A 19,784-nucleotide genomic window follows, 5' to 3' on the forward strand; every position below is an offset into this window, starting at 1 on the left:
CCTGATCATGACTGACACCATATCGCGACCAAAAAATAGCACGATCGATCGTGCTGAAAATGAAAGAGATCGTGGCGTTGTCCTGGACGTCAGAACCGGCGAACAGGGGACGCTCGCGGCCTGGGCTGGCTGCTTTGCCGAAGTCTGGGATCGTCCTCGCGAACGGCTCGATCGGCTGCTTGGGCTGCTCAGCGACGACATTGTGCTGAAGGCGCCGATCAGGCCACCGGTCAGCCGGGGCAAGCAGGCGGCGCGGCGCGGCTTCGAGGTCGCGCTGCACGGCATGCCTGACCTGCGCGCCGATATTCACCGTTGGCGCGGGGCCGGCGACACGCTGTTCATCGAATTGACCTTCCGCGCGACCATCGGTGGTCACGCGATCGCCTGGAACAATGTCGATCGCATCACCTTCAGCGGCGGAATAGCCGTGGAGCGTGTCGCCTTTTTCGATCCGACCATCGTTCGACGGGCGTTCTTCCGCAACTTTGCGGCCTTCCGGCAACTTCGCCGGATGCGCGCTGCTGGGCGGGAGGGGCGATAATGCGATTGCTGACTGGTCCACTCAGCATGTTTGGCGCCAAGGCACAGATTGCTGTGGCCGAGAAGAAGGCCCTCTCATGCGCGGTCGAGTTCGTCCCGTTCGGGGTGAAGCGCCGCTACGACCCCAAGCATCCCGATGTGCTTCGGATCAATCCAAAGGCGCAGGTTCCAGTCCTGATCGACGGGACGCTGGAAATCTTCGATTCGACCCAGATCTTCGAGTATCTCGAGCATGCCCATCCGCAGCCACCGTTGTGGCCGAGTGACGCGAAAGCCCGGGCGGTCGCGCGTCTCATCGAGCATAAATCCGACGAGGTCTTCTTTCCGAACATCATCCGGTTGATGAGCCTGCAGAACGATCTAGCCGGCAACGATGCGGTGGCTGCCTGCCGGCGAGCGGAGGCTTTCTATGACGAGATCGAGGGCCGCCTTGCGGACAGTGACTTCGTCGCCGGCGACTACTCCTATGCCGACATTGCCCTGATCATGGCGCACTTCTTTGCGGTGCGGCTCGGAGCCGACATCAACGAGTCTCATCACCGCTTCGACGCCTGGCGCCGCCGGGTCAGCGCACGGCCTGCCGTGCAGCAGGTCCTGTCGCCGATGTCCGACTTCCTGCGCAGCAGGGGCCTCGCGCCGCCGGCCTTCTATCAACCTTGCAACGCGGCCAACCGACCGGAGGCGACATGATCGAAACCAGTTTCACTCTTCCTTGTGGTCTCATTCTGCCGAACAGGATCGTCAAGGCTGCAATGACCGAGAAATTCTCCGACGTCGACGGTCATGCCACGCCACGGCATGCGTGCCTGTTCGAACGGCTCGCGGAGGGAGGCGCGGGCATGCTGATTACCGGGAATGTGGTGATCGATCCGCGCTATCTCGAGGCGCCCGGCAATGTCTTCATCGAGGACGACAGTGGGCTTGACGCGCTCAAGCGCTGGGCCGCCGCCGGCAAATCACGCGGCGTGCGCATGATCATGCAGCTCAATCATGCGGGCCGGCAAACGCCGGCCTCTGTATCGCCGGTATCGATCGCGCCGTCGGCGGTGCCGCTCAATCTCGGAACGTTCTTTTCGGTACCGCGCGCGATGTCGGACGTCGAGATCGAGGAGGTCATCGGCCGCTTCGCCTTTGCTGCATCGCTGGCGGAGAAAGCCGGATTCGACGGCGTGGAGATTCACGCCGCGCACGGATACCTGATTAGCCAATTCCTGTCTCCCCGGATCAACAAGCGCAACGACATGTGGGGCGGATCGATCGCGAATCGGGCCCGACTTCTGGTTCGCGTCGTCGAAGCGGTCCGAGGGGCCGTGTCGGATGGGTTCGCCGTTGGCATCAAGCTGAACGTCGGTGACTTCATCAAGGGCGGTCTCGAACCGGAAGATTCCATCGCAGTTGCGCGGATGCTGGATCCCCTCGGTGTCGATTTCATCGAACTGTCGGGCGGCACCCATGAGCGCGCCGTTTCGTTCGGGTTTGGCGATGCGCCCGAGGGTCCCCGCTCCGAAGCCTATTTTTTGTCCTATGCCCGGGACATCCGCTCCGTCACGCGCGTTCCCCTGATCCTCACCGGCGGCATGCGCAGTGCGCAGGTGATGCGCGACGTCCTCCAAGCCAGACATTGCGACCTGATCGGCATGGCGAGGCCGCTCGTGATCGAGCCGGACTTGCCGCGGCTGCTGCTGCGCGGAGCGCTGCGGGAGGCGCGGAGTTTCTCGCTCAAGCTGCCGGCGTCACCGCGCGCTAATCTTCTCGAATTGCTCTGGTCGCGCGAGCAACTGATCCGGATCGCAGATGGCAAGGCGCCGAAATTGAATGCGTCGCCAAAGCTGTCGCTGTACCGAATGCTGTGGGACGAACTCGGCTTTCGGCGAAGGCGGGCGCGTTTCGTCGCGCGCTTTCCAGTCCAGCCGTCCTCGATTTTCGTCGCCCTCGCGAACGGTCTGCGCAAGCCGCGACCGGACCAGGGCGCGGCACGGCCAGCCGCATGATCGATAGCGTTCAATCACAACTGCAAGGGAGGCAAGAGATGACACAGGCACAGACACTCGGAAGCATGCACCGGGAGAAGTCGCCCGACGACATACGCGACATCTGCCAGAACTACCTCGCGACATTCTCGACCAGGAACATCGCTGCCATCGTGAAGAATCACGCCGTCGACGGCACGTTCTGGCTTCGCGCCGGCGGACCGGCGGTGAAGGGACGTGACGCGATCGGCGCGACGTTTGCGGGCTTCTTCGCGCAGTGGCCGAATTTCGGTTATGAAGTCCATCGAACCCTGTTCACCGAGCGCCAGTGGATCCTCGACTGGACCGCAACGGCCGATCTGCGTCAGGCCGACGGCACCCTGCGGCAGGTTCGGTTTGATTGTCTTGACGTGGTTGACGTCGATGCCGACGGATTGGTCGTCCGAAAGGATACGTTCGTCGACCTGGTGCAGGTTCAGGCGGCGCGCGCGCTCGGCAATTGATCGTGGTCGAGCGTCGCTTGCCGGAGATCGCCTGGCACCTCGCCGATGCGGTCAATTTCGACTGCATCGTACGCGAGGGCCTGAAATGCGCGGCCGACCTGCTCGATCGCGATGTGGCCGCGTGCGAAACGCACCGGCCGACAGCCGTGATGACCAGGCACGGCAGCTACATCCGTGACCAGGCGCCGATGCCGCCGACCGCCTTGGCGCGCTGTCTTGACCGGCCGCTGATGCCGGCGGATTGGTATCGGCTCCTGAACGGTTTCGTCTTCTTCTGGCTCGATCCCGAGCGGGTCAGACGCCATCTCGTGGCGACCAGTGGCCGGCCGCAGCGACTGATGTCGATTGATACCGCGGGGCTCGTCGCGCACTACGGGGATGCGCTCGGCGTGACACCTTTCAATACCGGCAATGCCCGTCGCAGGCCCGCCAGACGCGGTCGGCGCAGCATTGTGCCGGTTCAGCGCTGGCAAACGGAGGCGTGGCGTTCGGAATGCGAGCCCGGTGGGCGACCCCGCGCGCCGTCGCACCGGCCTGTGGAGCTGGTCGCGTCGGTATCGATCCCCGACATCATGAATTTCTGTACGGCTGTCGAGACGATCAACCGGGGAGCATCACGTGGCGGGTAATCCGGTTCGCATCGATGGCGGTCACGGCAACGTCGCGCGTCCGCTGGCCCGGGCGTTCGTGACCGGTGGGTCCGGCTTCGTCGGCGGACACCTGATCCGTGCGCTCGTCGCCGAGGGCATTCAGGTGGTCGCACTGGCGCGGTCAGCGAGCGCGCGCAACGCGGTGGTCAAGGCGGGGGCCATGGCCCATTCCGGAGATATTTCCGACGTCGACGACCTCGCCGGTGGCATGGCTGGCTGCGACACGGTGTTTCACGCCGGCGCCTATCTTCCGGACTGGGACAGGAAACAGGCGTTCGCGGTGAACGTCGTGGGCAGCCGCAACGTGGTGGCGGCGGCACGCCTCGTGGGCGTGAGCAGGATCGTCTATGTGAGCGGCATCGGCGTCATGATCGGCAGCGGCCCGGTCCGCAACGTCGACGAGAACGTTCCTCGCGGCAGGCCGGTCGGCGTGCTCGGCGCGTCGCGCGTCCAGAGCGAACGCGAGATGCAGCAGGCCAATGCCGACGACCTCGGTATCGTCGTGGTCCGCTTTCCCTATGTCTGGGGGCCTGGCAACACGCTGATCCCGTCCTTGCGCGCCGGCATCGCGCGCGGGCGCTTTCGCTGGATCGCGGGCGGCCGTCACGAGATCTCGACCGTCCACATCGACAATGCGGTTGAGGGCCTCATCCTGGCGGCGCGCCGTGGCCGGCCGGGAGAGATCTATTATTTCACCGATGGCGCGCCGGTCGAGCTGCGGGAATTCTTCGAGGTGCAGCTCCGCGCCGCCGGGATCGCGCCGCCGCGCGCGGAGATCAGCTTCAATGCGGCGCGGCTGCTCGGCCATCTGCTGGCGCTGCTCTGGAAGGTAACGGGCAGGACCTATGCGCCGCCGCTGACGCCGACGATCGTGCGGTTTCTCGGCCAGGAGGTGACGGTGAACGACCAGAAGGCGCGCCGCGAACTCGGCTATGCGCCACGGATATCGTGGCCGAATGGACCGTTCTAGCGCAGTCGTCTCGCACTGGGGCTGCCCGTAAAGACGAGCGACAGCCTTGCTGTGTCACGTCCCGTAGCCGGCAGCCGCCTCAGCCCCGGGCGGTTGACTTTTGGCAAGACGACTGGTCATATCGCTTCATGGCAAAAGCAGGTTTGCGCGACAAGCTGATTGAGACGGGGCTCGAGACGGTTCACAAGAACGGCTTTGGCGCCACCGGCGTGCAGGTGATCGTCGACGCCGCTGATGTGCCGAAAGGCTCGTTCTACAACTATTTCGATTCCAAGGAAGCCTTCGGCGTCGAGGTCTTGAACCTCTACTTCAAGGGGTTCGGGCCAAGGCTTCAACTGCTCACCGACCCGTCGAAATCGCCGGTCCAGCGGCTGAAGGCGTATTTCGAATCGCTCGGCAAGACGCTCGGGCAATGGGAGTATGAAAAGGGCTGCCTGATCGGCAATCTCAGCGCCGAGCTCTCCAGCAAGAACGAGCTGATTCGGGAACGCCTCGCCGAGGTCTATGAGGGCTGGACCAGCCGGATCGAGGCCTGCGTGCGCGAAGGTCAGGAGCAGGGCGAGATTTCGCGGGAGCTGAAGGCCTCCGTCATCGCGTCCTATCTGTTGAACGCCTGGGAAGGCGTCGCGCTTCGCACCAAGGTCGACAAGGACAAGACGGCCATCACCCAGTTCATGGCGGTGACCTTCAAGACGGTCCTCCGCTAGCGCCCCGCTGTCTCGCGCACGGCGGCCCTGTATGATGGGGGCAGCGTCGAACTTAATAGCTGCCTGTCAGATCTCCTGAACAAATGGGGCTGTGAGAGACTGCATAGGAGATTCAAGGAACCTTCGCCTCCTCGTGGCCGGCAGTCGATTGTGCGATAGGCGCGAGCTGGTCGCGGATACCGTGATGCATTGCCATAACCGGCTGGGGCGTATCTATCTTACGACGATATCACCGTTTCATCGGGTGATTGTGCGGGCCAGTTTAGAGCAGGCGGCAAGAGCAATGTAGATCTAAGCTTGCTTCGGTGGTCGCGAGTGGTGCTAGTCGGCCATTAGCGGTCCGTGGCGCATCCTGCGAATTTGATGGTGTTTTGCAATTCGCATGGCGACATATGCTGCCTTCGACAGGTGGTTAGACAAGGTATCACAGGAGCGAATATGTCTGAGGGCAACGCCGCAGGGGATCGGAGTGACCCTTCGCTCCGGTTGGCTCGTAGCGCCGATTGGCTCCCAAAATTGCGGTTCGGCACTCATGCCTCCGCCGATGCCTCCGGAATCCTTGCCGTGCCCGCCGCGTCGTTCATGTCGCTGCTTCTCGCCGACGAATTTAGGGCATAATTCAGTTGCCGAAGTTCACTACAGATGCCAGATTTTGCTGCTGTATCGAATTTGTCCGATAGGACAGAGAGCAGGCCGTCAATTACATCGTTATCCAAAATGACGTGTAGCTTCAGCGCCGGTGCACCCGGCCGCACGGAGGCTGTTGCGTTATCCAAAACCTCGCCATGCTAAGGAAGCCAGCGTATGAGCACGACACGGCCCACCATCATCTACACGCTGACCGATGAAGCCCCTGCGCTCGCGACGGTCGCGTTCTTGCCCATCGTGCGGGCATTTGCGACTGCGGCCGGGATCAACGTCGCTACCAGCGACATTTCGGTAGCAGCCAGGATCCTCGGTGAGTTTCCCGAATTCCTGACCGAAGGGCAGCGTGTGCCCGACAACCTGGCCGAGTTGGGCCGGCTGACGCTGCTACCCGGCACCAACATTATCAAGCTGCCAAATATCAGCGCCTCGGTGGCGCAGTTGATGGCGGCGATCAAGGAACTCAAGGGGAAGGGCTACAACATCCCGGACTATCCCGAGAACCCCACGTCGGACGAGCAAAAGGCGATCCGAGCCCGTTACGCCAAATGCACCGGCAGCGCAGTGAATCCGGTGCTGCGCGAGGGCAATTCTGATCGCCGCGCGCCGCTGGCGGTGAAAAACTATGCGCGCAAGAATCCGCACTCCATGGCCGAATGGAGCCAGGCCTCGCGTTCGCACGTCTCACACATGCACCATGGCGACTTCTACCACGGCGAAAAATCCATGACGCTGGACAAGGCGCGTGACGTGAAGATGGAGCTGATTGCCAAGAGTGGAAAGACGATCGTGCTCAAGCCCAAGGTGGCGCTGCAGGACCGCGAGGTGATCGACTCGATGTTCATGAGCAAGAAGGCGCTCCTGGAATTCTACGAGGAACAGATCGAGGATGCGCACAAGACTGGTGTGATGTTCTCGCTGCACGTCAAGGCCACCATGATGAAGGTGTCTCACCCAATCGTGTTCGGCCACTGCGTGAAGATCTTCTATCGCGATGCCTTCGCCAAGCACGGCCAATTGTTCGACGAGATAGGCGTGAACGTCAACAACGGTATGGTCGACTTGTACAACAAGATCGCGAGCCTGCCAGAGAGCAAGCAGGACGAGATCAAGCGTGACCTGCACGCGTGCCATGAGCATCGGCCCGAGTTGGCGATGGTCGACTCGACCAAGGGCATCACCAATTTCCATTCTCCCAATGACGTCATCGTCGACGCATCCATGCCGGCCATGATCCGCAACGGCGGCAAGATGTGGGGGGCCGACGGCCGCCTGAAGGACGTCAAGGCCGTAATGCCGGAAAGCACCTTTGCCCGGATCTATCAGGAGATGATCAACTTCTGCAAATGGCACGGTGCATTCGATCCGAAGACCATGGGCACCGTGCCAAACGTCGGTCTGATGGCTCAGCAGGCCGAGGAATACGGCTCGCACGACAAGACATTTGAGATCGCCGAGGACGGCGTGGCCAACATCACCGATCTTGCCACCGGCGAAGTGCTGCTCAGCCAGAACGTCGAGCAAGGTGACATCTGGCGGATGTGCCAGGTCAAGGATGCGGCGATCCGGGACTGGGTCAAGCTCGCCGTCAACCGTGCCCGCAACTCCGGTATGCCGGTTCTGTTCTGGCTCGACCCGTACCGTCCGCACGAGGCGCAGCTCATCACGAAGGTCAAGATGTACCTGCATGAGCACGACACCACTGGCCTCGACATCCAGATCATGAGCCAGGTGCGCGCCATGCGCTATACATTGGAGCGCGTCGTTCGCGGCCTCGACACGATCAGTGCCACCGGCAACATCCTGCGCGACTATCTGACCGACCTGTTCCCCATCATGGAGCTGGGCACCTCGGCCAAGATGCTGTCCATCGTTCCGCTCATGGCCGGTGGTGGCATGTACGAAACCGGCGCTGGCGGCTCTGCGCCCAAGCACGTGCAGCAACTGGCAGAGGAGAACCACCTCCGTTGGGATTCGCTGGGTGAATTTTTGGCTCTGGCCGTCTCCCTCGAAGACCTTGGCCTGAAGACCGGCAATCAGAAGGCGAAGCTGTTGGCCAGGACGCTCGATGCCGCGACTGGCAAGCTGCTGGACAACAGGAAGTCGCCATCGCCGCGGACTGGCGAACTGGACAATCGGGGCAGCCAGTTTTACCTCGCGATGTACTGGGCACAGGAGCTTGCTGCTCAGTCGGAGGATCCCGCGCTGCAGGCGCTGTTCGCTCCGCTGGCTGCGGCGCTCGCCCGCAACGAGGAGAAGATTGTAGCTGAGCTTGCGGCGGTCCAGGCCAACCCCGCGGACATCGGCGGCTATTACCTGCCCGATCCAAAGAAATGCGAAGCCGTGATGCGCCCGAGCGCTACGTTCAACGCAACACTGGCGCAAATGGGAAGCTCATAGGGGGCTGCGGGGCAGCTGACCCGTAGAGGGGCAGACTCTTAATCAGTGGGTCCCAGGTTGGAGCCCTGGTGCGCCCACCAAGCTTTCAGAGCTTAGGTTTGCCCTCGTAACGGCCGCACCGGCCAGCAGCCGCGTCGATTCCGACGTCGGCTGCGCGCTTGTTGAATCCTCCCAACCGTCTCCTGATCGTCGATCGCAACTGCATGCGCGTGCGTTTTGCATCGGCCGGCAAGCCGTCCCGCTGACCGGTCGAGGGCGGTGACGCGCAGTCCCGCGGCTGCCTTTGCATGCCCCTGGTCGCGCGCGATCGCTCGTTTGACGCGGGGGCGCATTCTGACGGCATCACGACGGATCTGCGAACGCCGTGTGACGGAGCGGTTGGCGGAAAGCGGGGGTGCCTTGCAGCCAGGGACGGTTGACAGGGAGGCCCGCCCACTTTAATCACGCGGCTAACTAATTAATCAATTAATTAAGGCAAAACCCTAGGGAAAGAATCCGCCTGATGCCGGCCGGCCAAAGAGAAACGAAGCTGCTTGTCCCGCGTGGTCGCGGCTTCGCTCGGCTGGAAGTCCACCCGCGCATCGGCTCCGTGCGGATCGGTCTCGAACAGGCCAAGCGCGGCTTCGTCCAGCAGGCCGCAGGTTTTGCCGCGCGTGCAAAGACCACCGCGATCATCACCGGCGCAACCTGCGCCGATCCCTGCTGCCAGATCCTGCACACAAGTCCGCGCGCGCAGGCCGTGGCGCGTTGCGCGCCTGGCCGTGACGTCGCGGATCGCCGCCTTCCGCGCGAAGCAGAGCTGGTTTCGTTCACCCGTAGCAAACATGAGGAGTGAGGCGTAAACGATGGGACGTCGATCTGAGGTACTGATGGCGCAAGACAGCGCCGGCACGGACAACCGGCGCGTGATCCAGGTGGTGTCGCGCGCATTCGACATCGTGCGTTGCTTCGAAGGTCGAAGCATACGCCTGGGCAATCGCGAAATCGCCGATCGCTGCGGTCTTCCGCGATCCACGGTCTCCCGTCTCACGCTGACGCTCACCCAGATCGGCCAGTTAATCTACCTGCCGCAGGAGCAGAAATATGCTCTGGGTCCGCACGCCGCCGCGCCCGGCGCGCCGTTGTTGGCGGAGAGCCGCGACAATCCCGCATGCGCCGACGAGCGGGCGCGCGAAACCGCGCAACCGTCCATGCTGATCAACGCGCGCTATTTCGACGACCAGCGCAACCCGGTTGCCGGACCGCTCGCGGTGACACCGCAGCGCTGACACCTCGGCTTGCTCCGAGGCAGGCAACTGCGGAAAATGGTCGGGACCATCGGCACGGGCCCATTACAACGAGACATCCAAAGCAAAGGGAAACGCATGTCTGAAGCATACATCATTGACGCGGTTCGCACGCCGCGCGGCGTTGGCAAGCCGGGCAAAGGGGCGCTGTCGCACCTGCACCCGCAGAAACTGGCAGCAACGGTGCTCGGCGCGCTCAAGGAGCGCAACAAGCTCGATACGTCGACCGTCGATGACATCATCTGGTCGACCTCGACCCAGGAAGGCAAGCAGGGCGGCGATCTCGGCCGTATGTCGGCGCTCGCGGCCGGCTACGACATCAAAGCAAGCGGTACGACGCTGGATCGCTTCTGCGGCGGTGGCATCACATCGGTGAATCTCGCGGCAGCCTCTGTGATGTCGGGCATGGAAGATTGCGTCATCGCCGGCGGCACCGAGATGATGAGCTATCAGCAGACCCTTGCTGCCGAGCGCTCCAAGGCCGGACAGCCGGCGCGGATGATGGGCTCGGGCAATCCGGCGCTCGACGAGATTCACCCGCAGTCGCACCAGGGCGTGTGCGGCGACGCCATCGCCACGCGTGAAGGGATCAGCCGCGAGGCCTGTGATGCGCTGGCGCTGACGAGCCAGCAGCGCGCCAAGCGGGCGATCGATGAAGGCCGCTTCGCCAAGTCGGTGATCCCCGTTCTCAACGACGACGGCAGCGTGGCTCTCGGTCGTGAGGAATTTCCGCGCCCCGAGACCACCGCCGAAGGGCTGGCCTCGCTGAAGCCGAGCTTCGAGCAGCTTGCCGATTTCGATCTCGGCAACGGCGTGACCTTCAAGAAGCAGATCCAGCGCCGCTATCCGGGCCTTGAGTGGAAGGGCGTGCATCATGCCGGCAACAGCTCGGGCGTGGTGGACGGCGCCGCTGCGGTGCTGATCACTTCGAAGGAATATGCCGAGAAGCACGGCCTCAAGCCGCGCGGCCGCATCGTCGCCTATGCCAACCAGGGTGACGACCCGACCCTGATGCTCAACGCGCCGGTTCCGGCGGCCAAGAAGGTTCTCGCCAAGGCCGGCCTCACCAAGGACGACATCGACGTCTGGGAGATCAACGAAGCCTTCGCTGTCGTCGCCGAGAAGTTCATCCGCGACCTCGATCTGAACCGCGAGAAGGTCAACATCAATGGCGGCTCGATCGCGCTCGGCCACCCGATCGGCGCAACCGGATCGATCCTGATCGGCACCGCGCTCGACGAGCTCGAACGCAGCGGCGGACGTTATGGTCTCGTCACCATGTGCGCCGCCGGCGGCATGGCGCCGGCCATCATCATCGAACGCATCTGATCGCGAAAGGACGCTGCAATGAAACTCGATTCATCGGTCGCCGCCGTCGTCACCGGCGGCGCTTCCGGCCTCGGCGCGGCCACCTCGCGGGCGCTCGCAGCGCAAGGCGTGAAGGTCGCGATCTTCGACTTCAACGAAGAGAAGGGCGAAGCCATCGCCAAGGAAATCGGCGGTGTGTTCTGCAAGGTCGATGTCACCTCCGACGAGTTGGTCGATGCGGGCTTCGCCAAGGCCCGTGCGGCGCACGGCCAGGAGCGCATCCTGGTGAACTGCGCAGGCACCGGCAACGCGGTGAAGACCGCCGGCCGCGACAAGAAGACCGGCGAACCCACGCACTTCCCGATCGACGCCTTCAACCGCATCATCCAGATCAACCTCGTCGGCACCTTCCGTTGCATCGCCAAGTCGGCGCAGGGCATGCTGTCGCTGTCTCCGCTCGAGCACGGCGAGCGCGGTGCGGTCGTGAATACCGCTTCCGTCGCGGCCGAGGACGGCCAGATGGGGCAGGCGGCTTATTCGGCTTCGAAGGCCGGCGTCGTCGGCATGACTTTGCCGATCGCGCGCGACCTGATGGCCGAAGGCATTCGCGTCAACACCATCCTGCCGGGCATCTTCAACACGCCGCTGCTGCAGGGGGCACCTGAGAACGTCAAGGCCGCGCTCAGCGCGTCGGTGCCGTTCCCGAAGCGCCTCGGCATGCCGGAGGAGTATGCGCAGCTGGCGCTGACCATGATCACCAACGGCTACTTCAACGGTGAAGACGTCCGCCTCGACGGCGCCATTCGCATGGCCCCGCGCTAGGCGATTCGGTACGGCAACAGGAGACGAAAGCGATGTCCGAAGAAACGCCGGTCCTCACTGAAGTCCGCGGACCGATACTCATCATCACCCTGAACCGGCCGGAAGCCAAGAATGCGGCCAACCTCGCGCTCTCCAAGGGCGTGGCCGCGGCTATCGACCGGCTCGACGCCGACGATGCGCTGAGCGTCGGCATCATCACCGGCGCCGGCGGCACATTCTGCTCGGGCATGGACCTCAAGGGGTTCCTGAAGGGCGAGCGGCCGTCGATCCCGGGCCGCGGCTTCGCCGGCCTCACTGAGGCGCCGCCGAAGAAGCCGCTCATCGCGGCCGTCGACGGCTACGCGCTCGCCGGCGGGATGGAGATCGCGCTGTCGTGCGACATGATCGTCGCCAACCGCAACGCCAAGTTCGGGATCCCCGAGGTGAAGCGCGGGCTGGCGGCTGCGGCCGGCGGCCTGATCCGCATGCCGCGCCAGATGCCGATCCGTGTGGCGATGGAATTTGCATTGACCGGCGAATTCTTCGGCGCCGAGCGCGCTCACCAACTCGGCATCATCAACCGCGTGACTGATGGCCCGGCTCTCGAGGCCGCGCTTGAGCTTGCAGCCGCGATCGGCGCCAACGGACCGCTCGCCGTGAAGGCGTCCAAGCAGGTGGTCGTCGAATCCCGGCTCTGGCCGGAAGACCAGATGTGGAAGAAGCAGCAGGAGATCGTCGGTCCTGTCTTCGTCTCCGAGGATGCCCGCGAGGGTGCGGCTGCCTTTGCCGAAAAGCGCACGCCGAACTGGAAGGGCAAGTAAGGCTCGACTGTTTCGATGACGGAGCGCCGGTTTTGATTGCAGCAGAACCGGCGCTCGAATTTTTTGTACCGGTGCCTCGTCGTAGGCCGGCCGGTGTCCATGACAGCGCTATTGGGTGATTGATGCGCAGCTTTACCGTAGACCAGGTCATCTTCCGCGACTCCTACCGCAAGTTCCTCGCCAGCGAGATCACGCCGCATATGGAGGAGTGGCGGGAGGCGGGCATCGTCGACCGCAGCGCGTTCAAGAAGGCCGGCGATCTCGGCTTCCTGATGATCTGGCCCGAGGAGAAGTATGGCGGAATGGGCGATGAGGACTTCCGCTATGAACAGATCATCATCGAGGAGACCGCGCGCTCCGGCTGCAAGGGCTGGTTCAACACGCTGCACAGCCGCCTGGTCGGATCCTACTTCAAGCGCTTCGGCACCGAGGAGCAGCGCGACCGCTTCCTGCCCAAATGCGTCAGCGGCGAGACCATCCTGGCGATTGCGATGACCGAGCCCGGTGCGGGCTCAGACCTCGCGGGCATGCGGACGACCGCGGAAGACAAGGGCGACCATTTCCTGCTCAACGGTTCGAAGACTTATATTTCCAACGGCATCAATTCCGACGTCGTGATCGTGGCGGCCAAGCTCGCCGGTGCCGAGAAGAAGCACGCCATGGTGCTTCTGATCGTCGAGCGCGGCATGGAAGGTTTCGAGCGCGGCCGCAATCTCAAGAAGATGGGCATGCCGGCGCAGGACACCGCCGAGCTGTTCTTCCAGAATGTGAAGGTACCCAAGGCCAACGTGCTGGGAGAGCCGGGCAGGGGCTTTTACTATCTCATGGAAGGGCTTGCCGAGGAGCGGCTGATCTCCGCGGTCGGATCTATCGCCAACGGCCGCAAGGCGTTCGACATCACGCGTGATTACGTGATGGAGCGCAAGCTGTTCGGCAGGCCGCTCGCCGAGCAGCAGAACACCCAGTTTCGCATGGCCGAGATGGATGCCGAAATCGATCTCGTGCAGGTCTATGTCGATCACTGCGTGGCCGAACACAATGTGGGGCGCCTGACCAGCAATATGGGCGCCAAGGCCAAGATGATGTCGTCGGAAGTCGAGTGGAAGATGCTCGACCTCGGCGTGCAGCTTCACGGCGGCGCGGGCTACATGGATGAATATCCGATCAGCCGGATGTTCACCGATGCGCGCGTCAACCGGATCCTGGCCGGAAGCTCCGAGGTAATGCGGCTGATCATCGGCCGCGACGTCTTCTCGGAGCACTACAAGAGCATTCTGGACTAGAACTTCGCTCCGCGTGTCAACCGCGTGCCTGCCGCAGCGGCTCGCGCACATGCTCCTTCGAACGCATCAATGCATCGACGAAGATCGGCTCCCAGGACCGGATGTGGCTGCGCAGCAGAGTCGTCAGCGCGTCGGTCTCGCCGGCGAGCGCGAGTTCGATCAGCCGGTAGTGCTCGGGCACCGAGGCCTGCTGCCGATCGTGACCGGCGCGTGAGCTGATGCCGTAGAGCCGCATCTTGTCGCGCAGGCCCATCACCATCTCGGTTAAGAGCTCGTTGCCGGCGGCGGCGATGAACTCGCGATGATAGGCGCGGTCGGCTTCCAGATAGAGCTGGACGTCGTCGGTCTCGACGGCCCGCGCGATCTCATCGGCCCAGCGGCGTACGGTTGGTAGATCCTTCGGCGGATTGGCGGCGACCAGAACGGCGGCGTGCAGCTCCAGTACCTCGCGCATGTCGAACAGATTGCGCAGCTCGGTCAGCGACGGCTCCACCACCTTGAAACCGCGGTTGCGCATCGGCTCGACCAGGCCGCCGCGGCTGAGCTCGAGCAGCGCCTCGCGCACCGGCGTCGAGGAGACGCCGAGGCTCGCCGCGAGACTCGGCACCGAGTACATCGTGCCGGGAAGGCTCTGCCCGGAAATGATCTCGGCGCGCACCCGCTGCAGCACCTGTTCGCGCAAATTCTGGTCCATGGGAGTCGCAGCCGCCTTCTCTTTGGGAACTCCGATTCGTCCCCTGATTATTACTTAGCCTTGACGGGAGCGGTAGCGTATGACGTAAATGTGTAACGCATTACAAAAGTGCGTCACATGGGTTGCCTTGACCATGAGATGGCGGTGAAACAGCGGTTACCCGGCTACTGCACGCTTTGTCGCTCGCGCTGCGGTGCTGTCACCGTAGTTGAGGACGGGCGTCTCATTGGCGTGGAGGTATTGAATAACCATCCGACCGGTGGCGCGCTCTGCGCCAAGGGCCGGGCCGCCCCTGAAATCGTCGGCAGTCCGCGCCGGCTGACTGTCCCGCTGAAGCGGACCCGCCCGCGAGACGCCGCCGATCCCGGTTGGATCGAGGTATCCTGGGACGAGGCCCTGACCGAGATCGCCGACCGGCTCGGCAGGATACGCACCGAGAGCGGCGCCGAGGCGGTGGCGTTCGGCGTCACCACGCCGAGCGGCACGCCAATGGTCGACAGCTTCGAATGGGTCGAGCGCTTCATCCGCGGCTTTGGCAGTCCCAATTTGATCTACGCGGTCGAGATCTGCGGCTGGCACAAGGACTACGCGCACGCACTGACCTTCGGTCGCGGCATCGGCTTTCCCGATTACGACAATGCGGATGCGATCATCCTTTGGGGCCACAACCCCGCACGCACCTGGCTTGCCCAGGCGACGCGGATCGCCGATGCGCGGCGCCGCGGCGCCAAGGTCGTCGTTGTCGATCCCAAGCCGAACGGCTCGGGCCAGCAGGCCGATCTCTGGCTGCGCATTCGTCCTGGTGCCGATGGCGCGCTTGCGATGGGCGCGATCCGTCACCTCATTGCGACCGGCAGCTTCGATGCGGATTTCGTCAGCGCATGGACCAACGGGTCGCTGCTGGTCGATCGCGCTACCGGGCGTTTCCTCCGCGCCGATGCGTTGTGGCCGGATGGCGCGGCAGACGCTTTCGTTCGCCTCGATGCGTCGGGCGCGCCGGTGCCTTGCGATACACGCTATGCGCCGGAGGGCTGTGGCGGGCTGCGCGGCACGCTCTCGATCCGTGCACGTGACGGGAGGATGATCTCGGCGGCAACGGCGTTCGAACTGCTCGTCGAGCGCGCCGCGCCTTACACGCCGGCGCGCGTGGCGGAGCTGACCTGGCTTGATGTCGCCGATATCGATGCGTTCAACGCGCTGCTCGCAAGCCGGCCACGGCTCGCCTATCATTCCTGGACCGGCGTCGGTCAGCACACCAACGCCACCGCAATCGAGCGCGCGATTGCCTCGCTCTACGCGCTGACCGGCGCCTGCGATCGGCCCGGCGGCAATCGCTGGCCGGTGCCGCCGCCGACACGTCCTCTCAACGACTACAACATCCTGCCGCCGGAGCAGCAGGCCAAGGCGCTCGGCATTGCCGAACTGCCGCTCGGCCCGCCGGCGAAGGGCTGGATCACGGCGCGCGATTTCAGCCGGGCTGTGCTCGAGGGCGAGCCCTATCAAGTGCGTGCGCTGGTCGGCTTCGGCACCAACTTCGTCGTCTCGCAGGGCCATTCCGAGCGCAACAAGGCCGCGCTGAATGCGCTGGAATTCCAGGTTCATATCGACATGTTCATGAACCCGACCACGGAGAGTGCCGATTTCGTGCTGCCGGCCAGCACGCCGTGGGAGCGTGATGCGCTCAAGATCGGGTTCGAGATCACGCAGGAGGCCGTCGAGACCGTGCAGTTTCGCCCGCGTATGGTCGATCCGATCGGTGAAGTGAAGGCAGACTACGAGATCGCCGCTGCGCTCGCGCTCAAGCTCGGCATGGGCGACTTGTTCTTCGGCGGCGACATCAGGGCCGGCTGGAATTATCAGCTCGCTCCGCTCGGCATCGGCGTCGAGGATTTGCGCGCGCATCCCGAAGGACGCCGTTTTCCGCAGGCCTTCCGTAATGAAAAATATGCCGTCACGCGCGAGGACGGCACGGTGGCTGGTTTCGCGACGCCGACGCGGCGTGTCGAGATCTACTCGGAGCTGATGCTGGGACATGGGCATGATCCGCTGCCCGATCATGTCGAGCCGGTCGGCAGCCCGCTCACGGCAGCGGCGGACGAACGCTTTCCGCTGGTGCTCTCCACCGCCAAGAGCGGGTGGTTCGTTCACTCCTCGCATCGGCATATTGCCTCGCTGCGGCGCAAGTCACCGGACCCGGCGGTGGAGATCAGCCCGCAACTCGCCGCGCGGCGCGGGCTCGTCGAAGGCGACTGGGCCATGGTCGAGACACAAGGCGGTGCCGTGCGTCTGAAGGTGCGGCTCAACGCGGCGCTCGACGATCGTGTCGTGGTCGCCGAATTCGGCTGGTGGGAGGATTGTCCGCCGCTCGGCCGCGATCGCTCGGCTGCAGCAGGTCTCCGCACCCGGAACATCAACGCCGTGCTGCACGACGATGTGCGCGATCCCGTCAGCGGCTCGGTCCCGCTGCGCGCGATCGTCTGCGAGATCAGGCGCGACGCCGTGGCAAGCCGCGGCGTCTGGAGCGGCCAGCGCCGCTTCACGGTTGCCGCGCGCCGCGCCGAGGCCGACAACGTCGTCGCCCTCAGCCTGCGGCCGCTCGACGGCGGTGTGCTGCCGGACTTCCTGCCGGGTCAGCATGTGATGATCTCGCTGCCCGGCACAGCGGAAGCGCGGGCCTATTCTCTGACCGGATCGGGCGATCTGCCCGCCGCGCTGTCGATTGCGGTGAAGGGGCGGTTCTTCAACGAGGTGCGGAGCGGCGACGCGCCGTTCTTCATGCCGGATCGTCTGCATGGTCTTGCGGTCGGCGACGAGGTGCTGCTGGAGCCTCCGGGCGGCATCTTCACGCCGCCATTGAAGGGGCCGCGGCCGCTGGTCTTCCTCGCTGCCGGCATCGGCATCACGCCGTTCATCAGTCATCTCGAAACGCTTCAACACGTAGCACCGGAAGAACGTGCGCCGGAGATCCTGCTGCTCCATGGCTGCCGCAGCAGCCGCGAGCATCCGTTCGCGCCGCGGCTTGCGGAACTGGAAGCCAGCACGCCGGGGCTGAAACGCATGACGTTCTACTCCGCGCCGCTCGCGCAGGGCGCGGCCGCCTCGTTTTCGCTGCGCAAGGGGCGACTCGATCTCGAACAGGTCAAGCCGCTCGTGGCGCGCCGGCCGCTCGTCTACATCTGCGGCTCACCGGGTTTCGTTGCGGAGCAGATCGAGGCCGTGACGGCGCTCGGCGTGCCGCGCTTCGACATCTTTGCCGAAAGCTTCGTGTCGCCGCCCTCGGTGCCGGACAACCTCGCGCCGCGGACTATCCGGCTTGCGAGCAGCAAGCAGAGCTTCTCGTGGGGACCGGAGCAGGGGACGCTGCTCGACGCGGCAAGTGCTGCGGGTATCGCGCTGCCGAGCGGCTGCCGCATCGGGCAATGCGAGAGCTGCGCGGTCGAGGTGGTCGATGGGGAGTTCACCCATCTCGGGCCTGTCGACGACAGCGAGGGGCAATGCCTCACCTGCCAGGCCGTGCCGCTCACCGATCTCACCCTCGCGCTTTGAATGACCAATCAAGATTGAAGACGAACCGCATCACCGGAAGGGGATCAGATTGATGACGAATGCAACGCATGACCAAACTGTGAGTCTGCGAAAACCTGTCGCGGACAATATCATCGCGCGCTTTTCGCAGGCCCTGGTGGCGTTTGCGGAACGCTGGTTTCCGGATGCGTACGTCTTCGTCCTGATCGCGGTGATTGCGGTTGCCGTAGGTGCGATCCTGCATGGCGGTTCACCGCTCGCCGTCAGCCGCGTGTTCGGCGATGGCTTCTGGAATCTGATTCCGTTCACGATGCAGATGGCACTGGTCGCGATCGGCGGCTACGTCGTGGCGATGTCACCGCCAGTGGCGGCCGTACTTGCGCGGCTCGCGAGCGTGCCGAGGACCGGGCGCGGCGCGGTGGTCTTCGTCGGCGTGCTCAGCATCTTTCTCTCGCTGCTGAACTGGGGCCTCAGCCTGATCTTCTCCGGCCTCCTGGTGCGGGAAATCGCGCGGCGCACCGACATTCGGCTGGACTATCGGGCGGCCGGTGCGGCCGGCTATCTCGGCCTCGGTTGCGGCTTCACCCTCGGCATCACGTCGTCAGCCGCGCAGCTCCAGGCCAATGCCGGCAGCATTCCGGCATCGCTTCTGCCGATCACCGGCGTGATCGGTTTCTCGGAGACCATCCTGACCTGGCAGAACATGGTCACCGTCGTGATGGTGACGGTGGTGTCGGCCGCGATCTGCTATTTCACCACGCCTGCGCCTGAGCAGGCCAAGACCGCGGAAGACCTTGGCGTGGCGCTCGGCGACGACCGCATCGAGGCCAGGAAACCGACCCGTCCGGGCGACTGGCTCGAATTCAGCCCGCTGCTGACGATCTTGATCGCTCTGCTTGCCGCGGGTTGGCTATGGCAAACGTTCCAGTCGGGCAACCCGCTGATCACGCTGTCGGGGCTCAACACCTACAACTTCGTCTTCCTGATTCTCGGCATCGTGCTGCACTGGCGGCCGCGTAGCCTGGTCGAGTCGTTCTCCAAGGCGATGCCGAGCGTCTCCGGCGTGCTGTTGCAGTTTCCGTTCTATGCCGGCGTCGCGCAGATCCTGACCAAGGTGCCGAACAGCAGCGGCACCACACTGTCGGACACGATCGCGCACTGGTTCGTTGGCGCTTCCAGCAATTCAACCGTGTTCTCGTTCCTGGTCGGAATCTATTCGGCGCTGCTTGGCTTCTTCGTGCCGTCGGCCGGCGGCAAGTGGATCATCGAGGCGCCCTACATCATGAAGGCGGCCAACGATATCGGCGCGCATCTCGGCTGGACGGTGATGGTCTACAACATCGCCGAGACGCTGCCGAACTTCATCAACCCGTTCTGGATGCTGCCGCTGCTCGGCATTCTCGGCCTGAAGTCGAAGGACCTGATCGGCTACACGTCGGTGCAGTTCTTCATCCACTTCCCGATCGTGATGCTGCTGGCGGCGATCCTGATGGCGACCTTCGCCTATCACCCGCCGATCCTGCGCTGAGCGATCATGGCCGGGCAGCAGCACGCGCTGCCCGGCCAATATCCGCAAATTCGGCGGCTCGCACCCGCCGTCACCAAAACTGTGCTGCTTTTCCCGCCTGTCGCGAACAAGGCATCGCGCCGGGCCATCATCTTTGGTCAGTCATTTCATTGA

18 protein-coding genes and 1 pseudogene are annotated in these 19,784 nt (G+C 64.0%); 18 read left to right on the forward strand and 1 reads right to left on the reverse strand.

Going from position 1 to position 19,784, the window contains the following annotated elements; translation table 11 throughout:
• Positions 1 to 7 precede the first annotated feature (7 nt).
• The 15 genes and pseudogenes from FNJ47_RS21120 (at position 8) to FNJ47_RS21190 (ending at position 13,884) form a co-directional block, all read left to right on the forward strand.
• Positions 8 to 541 (forward strand): nuclear transport factor 2 family protein, encoded by a 534-nt coding sequence (locus tag FNJ47_RS21120; protein ID WP_163156481.1) that lies wholly within the window; start codon positions 8 to 10, stop codon positions 539 to 541.
• A complete protein-coding gene (locus tag FNJ47_RS21125) occupies positions 541 to 1,230 on the forward strand; it encodes a glutathione S-transferase family protein (RefSeq protein WP_163156483.1) in 690 nt (229 codons plus the stop codon). Before FNJ47_RS21120 ends, FNJ47_RS21125 begins: the two co-directional genes overlap by 1 nt.
• A complete protein-coding gene (locus tag FNJ47_RS21130; protein ID WP_163156485.1) occupies positions 1,227 to 2,531 on the forward strand; it encodes an NADH:flavin oxidoreductase/NADH oxidase family protein in 1,305 nt (434 codons plus the stop codon). The genes FNJ47_RS21125 and FNJ47_RS21130 overlap by 4 nt, the downstream gene beginning before the upstream one ends.
• 38 nt (positions 2,532 to 2,569) lie before the next feature.
• On the forward strand, positions 2,570 to 3,013 hold the full coding sequence (locus FNJ47_RS21135; RefSeq protein ID WP_163156487.1) for a nuclear transport factor 2 family protein: 444 nt from the start codon (positions 2,570 to 2,572) through the stop codon (positions 3,011 to 3,013).
• A 17-nt stretch (positions 3,014 to 3,030) separates the two neighbouring features.
• A complete protein-coding gene (locus FNJ47_RS21140; protein ID WP_163156489.1) occupies positions 3,031 to 3,642 on the forward strand; it encodes a DUF7002 family protein in 612 nt (203 codons plus the stop codon).
• On the forward strand, positions 3,632 to 4,633 hold the full coding sequence (locus FNJ47_RS21145; protein WP_163156491.1) for an NAD-dependent epimerase/dehydratase family protein: 1,002 nt from the start codon (positions 3,632 to 3,634) through the stop codon (positions 4,631 to 4,633). The genes FNJ47_RS21140 and FNJ47_RS21145 overlap by 11 nt, the downstream gene beginning before the upstream one ends.
• A gap of 128 nt (positions 4,634 to 4,761) precedes the next feature.
• Positions 4,762 to 5,340 carry a TetR/AcrR family transcriptional regulator gene (locus FNJ47_RS21150; protein ID WP_163156493.1) on the forward strand — a complete coding sequence of 193 codons (579 nt, stop codon included), beginning with the start codon at positions 4,762 to 4,764 and terminating at the stop codon, positions 5,338 to 5,340.
• A 133-nt stretch (positions 5,341 to 5,473) separates the two neighbouring features.
• Positions 5,474 to 5,629: a DUF2867 domain-containing protein gene (locus tag FNJ47_RS21155; protein WP_347341696.1), complete on the forward strand. Its 156-nt coding sequence runs from the start codon at positions 5,474 to 5,476 to the stop codon at positions 5,627 to 5,629.
• A gap of 515 nt (positions 5,630 to 6,144) precedes the next feature.
• Positions 6,145 to 8,385 (forward strand): NADP-dependent isocitrate dehydrogenase, encoded by a 2,241-nt coding sequence (locus FNJ47_RS21160; RefSeq protein WP_163156495.1) that lies wholly within the window; start codon positions 6,145 to 6,147, stop codon positions 8,383 to 8,385.
• 502 nt (positions 8,386 to 8,887) lie between these two features.
• Positions 8,888 to 9,220 carry a hypothetical protein gene (locus FNJ47_RS21165; RefSeq protein WP_163156497.1) on the forward strand — a complete coding sequence of 111 codons (333 nt, stop codon included), beginning with the start codon at positions 8,888 to 8,890 and terminating at the stop codon, positions 9,218 to 9,220.
• A 10-nt stretch (positions 9,221 to 9,230) separates the two neighbouring features.
• Positions 9,231 to 9,494, forward strand: a pseudogene (locus tag FNJ47_RS51460) (helix-turn-helix domain-containing protein); the annotation flags it as partial.
• A gap of 255 nt (positions 9,495 to 9,749) precedes the next feature.
• A complete protein-coding gene (locus tag FNJ47_RS21175) occupies positions 9,750 to 11,000 on the forward strand; it encodes an acetyl-CoA C-acetyltransferase (RefSeq protein ID WP_163156501.1) in 1,251 nt (416 codons plus the stop codon).
• Positions 11,001 to 11,018: 18 nt separating this feature from the next.
• Positions 11,019 to 11,801 carry an SDR family NAD(P)-dependent oxidoreductase gene (locus FNJ47_RS21180; RefSeq protein WP_163156503.1) on the forward strand — a complete coding sequence of 261 codons (783 nt, stop codon included), beginning with the start codon at positions 11,019 to 11,021 and terminating at the stop codon, positions 11,799 to 11,801.
• Positions 11,802 to 11,833: 32 nt separating this feature from the next.
• Positions 11,834 to 12,601 (forward strand): crotonase/enoyl-CoA hydratase family protein, encoded by a 768-nt coding sequence (locus FNJ47_RS21185; protein WP_163156505.1) that lies wholly within the window; start codon positions 11,834 to 11,836, stop codon positions 12,599 to 12,601.
• A gap of 122 nt (positions 12,602 to 12,723) precedes the next feature.
• Entirely contained in the window at positions 12,724 to 13,884 is a 1,161-nt protein-coding gene (locus tag FNJ47_RS21190; protein WP_163156506.1) for an acyl-CoA dehydrogenase family protein, read from the forward strand.
• A gap of 16 nt (positions 13,885 to 13,900) precedes the next feature.
• Here the strand turns inward: FNJ47_RS21190 and FNJ47_RS21195 are convergent, their stop codons facing one another.
• A complete protein-coding gene (locus FNJ47_RS21195) occupies positions 13,901 to 14,578 on the reverse strand; it encodes a GntR family transcriptional regulator (protein WP_163156508.1) in 678 nt (225 codons plus the stop codon).
• A gap of 138 nt (positions 14,579 to 14,716) precedes the next feature.
• Between FNJ47_RS21195 and FNJ47_RS21200 the strand changes: the two genes are divergently transcribed.
• Genes FNJ47_RS21200 through FNJ47_RS21210 form a run of 3 tightly spaced genes read left to right on the forward strand, consistent with a single transcriptional unit; the run spans position 14,717 to position 19,784 of the window.
• Positions 14,717 to 18,124, forward strand: coding sequence for a molybdopterin-dependent oxidoreductase (locus FNJ47_RS21200; RefSeq protein WP_163156510.1), 3,408 nt, complete (start codon positions 14,717 to 14,719; stop codon positions 18,122 to 18,124).
• Between the two features lie 52 nt (positions 18,125 to 18,176).
• Positions 18,177 to 19,631, forward strand: a complete 1,455-nt coding sequence (locus FNJ47_RS21205; protein WP_163156512.1) for a short-chain fatty acid transporter — start codon at positions 18,177 to 18,179, stop codon at positions 19,629 to 19,631.
• Positions 19,632 to 19,637: 6 nt separating this feature from the next.
• Positions 19,638 to 19,784 (forward strand): hypothetical protein, encoded by a 147-nt coding sequence (locus FNJ47_RS21210; protein WP_163156514.1) that lies wholly within the window; start codon positions 19,638 to 19,640, stop codon positions 19,782 to 19,784.

The organism is Bradyrhizobium uaiense (assembly GCF_010811875.1).
GTDB lineage: Bacteria > Pseudomonadota > Alphaproteobacteria > Rhizobiales > Xanthobacteraceae > Bradyrhizobium > Bradyrhizobium uaiense.

Bases quoted from the DNA above. Each gene is read 5' to 3' on its own strand.
- FNJ47_RS21210 (WP_163156514.1), top strand. From the start codon at position 19,638: ATGGCCGGGCAGCAGCACGCGCTGCCCGGCCAATATCCGCAAATTCGG.
- FNJ47_RS21200 (WP_163156510.1), top strand. From the start codon at position 14,717: ATGGCGGTGAAACAGCGGTTACCCGGCTACTGCACGCTTTGTCGCTCG.
- FNJ47_RS21185 (WP_163156505.1), top strand. From the start codon at position 11,834: ATGTCCGAAGAAACGCCGGTCCTCACTGAAGTCCGCGGACCGATACTC.
- FNJ47_RS21130 (WP_163156485.1), top strand. From the start codon at position 1,227: ATGATCGAAACCAGTTTCACTCTTCCTTGTGGTCTCATTCTGCCGAAC.
- FNJ47_RS21190 (WP_163156506.1), top strand. From the start codon at position 12,724: ATGCGCAGCTTTACCGTAGACCAGGTCATCTTCCGCGACTCCTACCGC.
- FNJ47_RS21205 (WP_163156512.1), top strand. From the start codon at position 18,177: ATGACGAATGCAACGCATGACCAAACTGTGAGTCTGCGAAAACCTGTC.
- FNJ47_RS21165 (WP_163156497.1), top strand. From the start codon at position 8,888: ATGCCGGCCGGCCAAAGAGAAACGAAGCTGCTTGTCCCGCGTGGTCGC.
- FNJ47_RS21120 (WP_163156481.1), top strand. From the start codon at position 8: ATGACTGACACCATATCGCGACCAAAAAATAGCACGATCGATCGTGCT.
- FNJ47_RS21150 (WP_163156493.1), top strand. From the start codon at position 4,762: ATGGCAAAAGCAGGTTTGCGCGACAAGCTGATTGAGACGGGGCTCGAG.
- FNJ47_RS21160 (WP_163156495.1), top strand. From the start codon at position 6,145: ATGAGCACGACACGGCCCACCATCATCTACACGCTGACCGATGAAGCC.
- FNJ47_RS21175 (WP_163156501.1), top strand. From the start codon at position 9,750: ATGTCTGAAGCATACATCATTGACGCGGTTCGCACGCCGCGCGGCGTT.
- FNJ47_RS21125 (WP_163156483.1), top strand. From the start codon at position 541: ATGCGATTGCTGACTGGTCCACTCAGCATGTTTGGCGCCAAGGCACAG.
- FNJ47_RS21180 (WP_163156503.1), top strand. From the start codon at position 11,019: ATGAAACTCGATTCATCGGTCGCCGCCGTCGTCACCGGCGGCGCTTCC.
- FNJ47_RS21135 (WP_163156487.1), top strand. From the start codon at position 2,570: ATGACACAGGCACAGACACTCGGAAGCATGCACCGGGAGAAGTCGCCC.
- FNJ47_RS21195 (WP_163156508.1), bottom strand. From the start codon at position 14,578: ATGGACCAGAATTTGCGCGAACAGGTGCTGCAGCGGGTGCGCGCCGAG.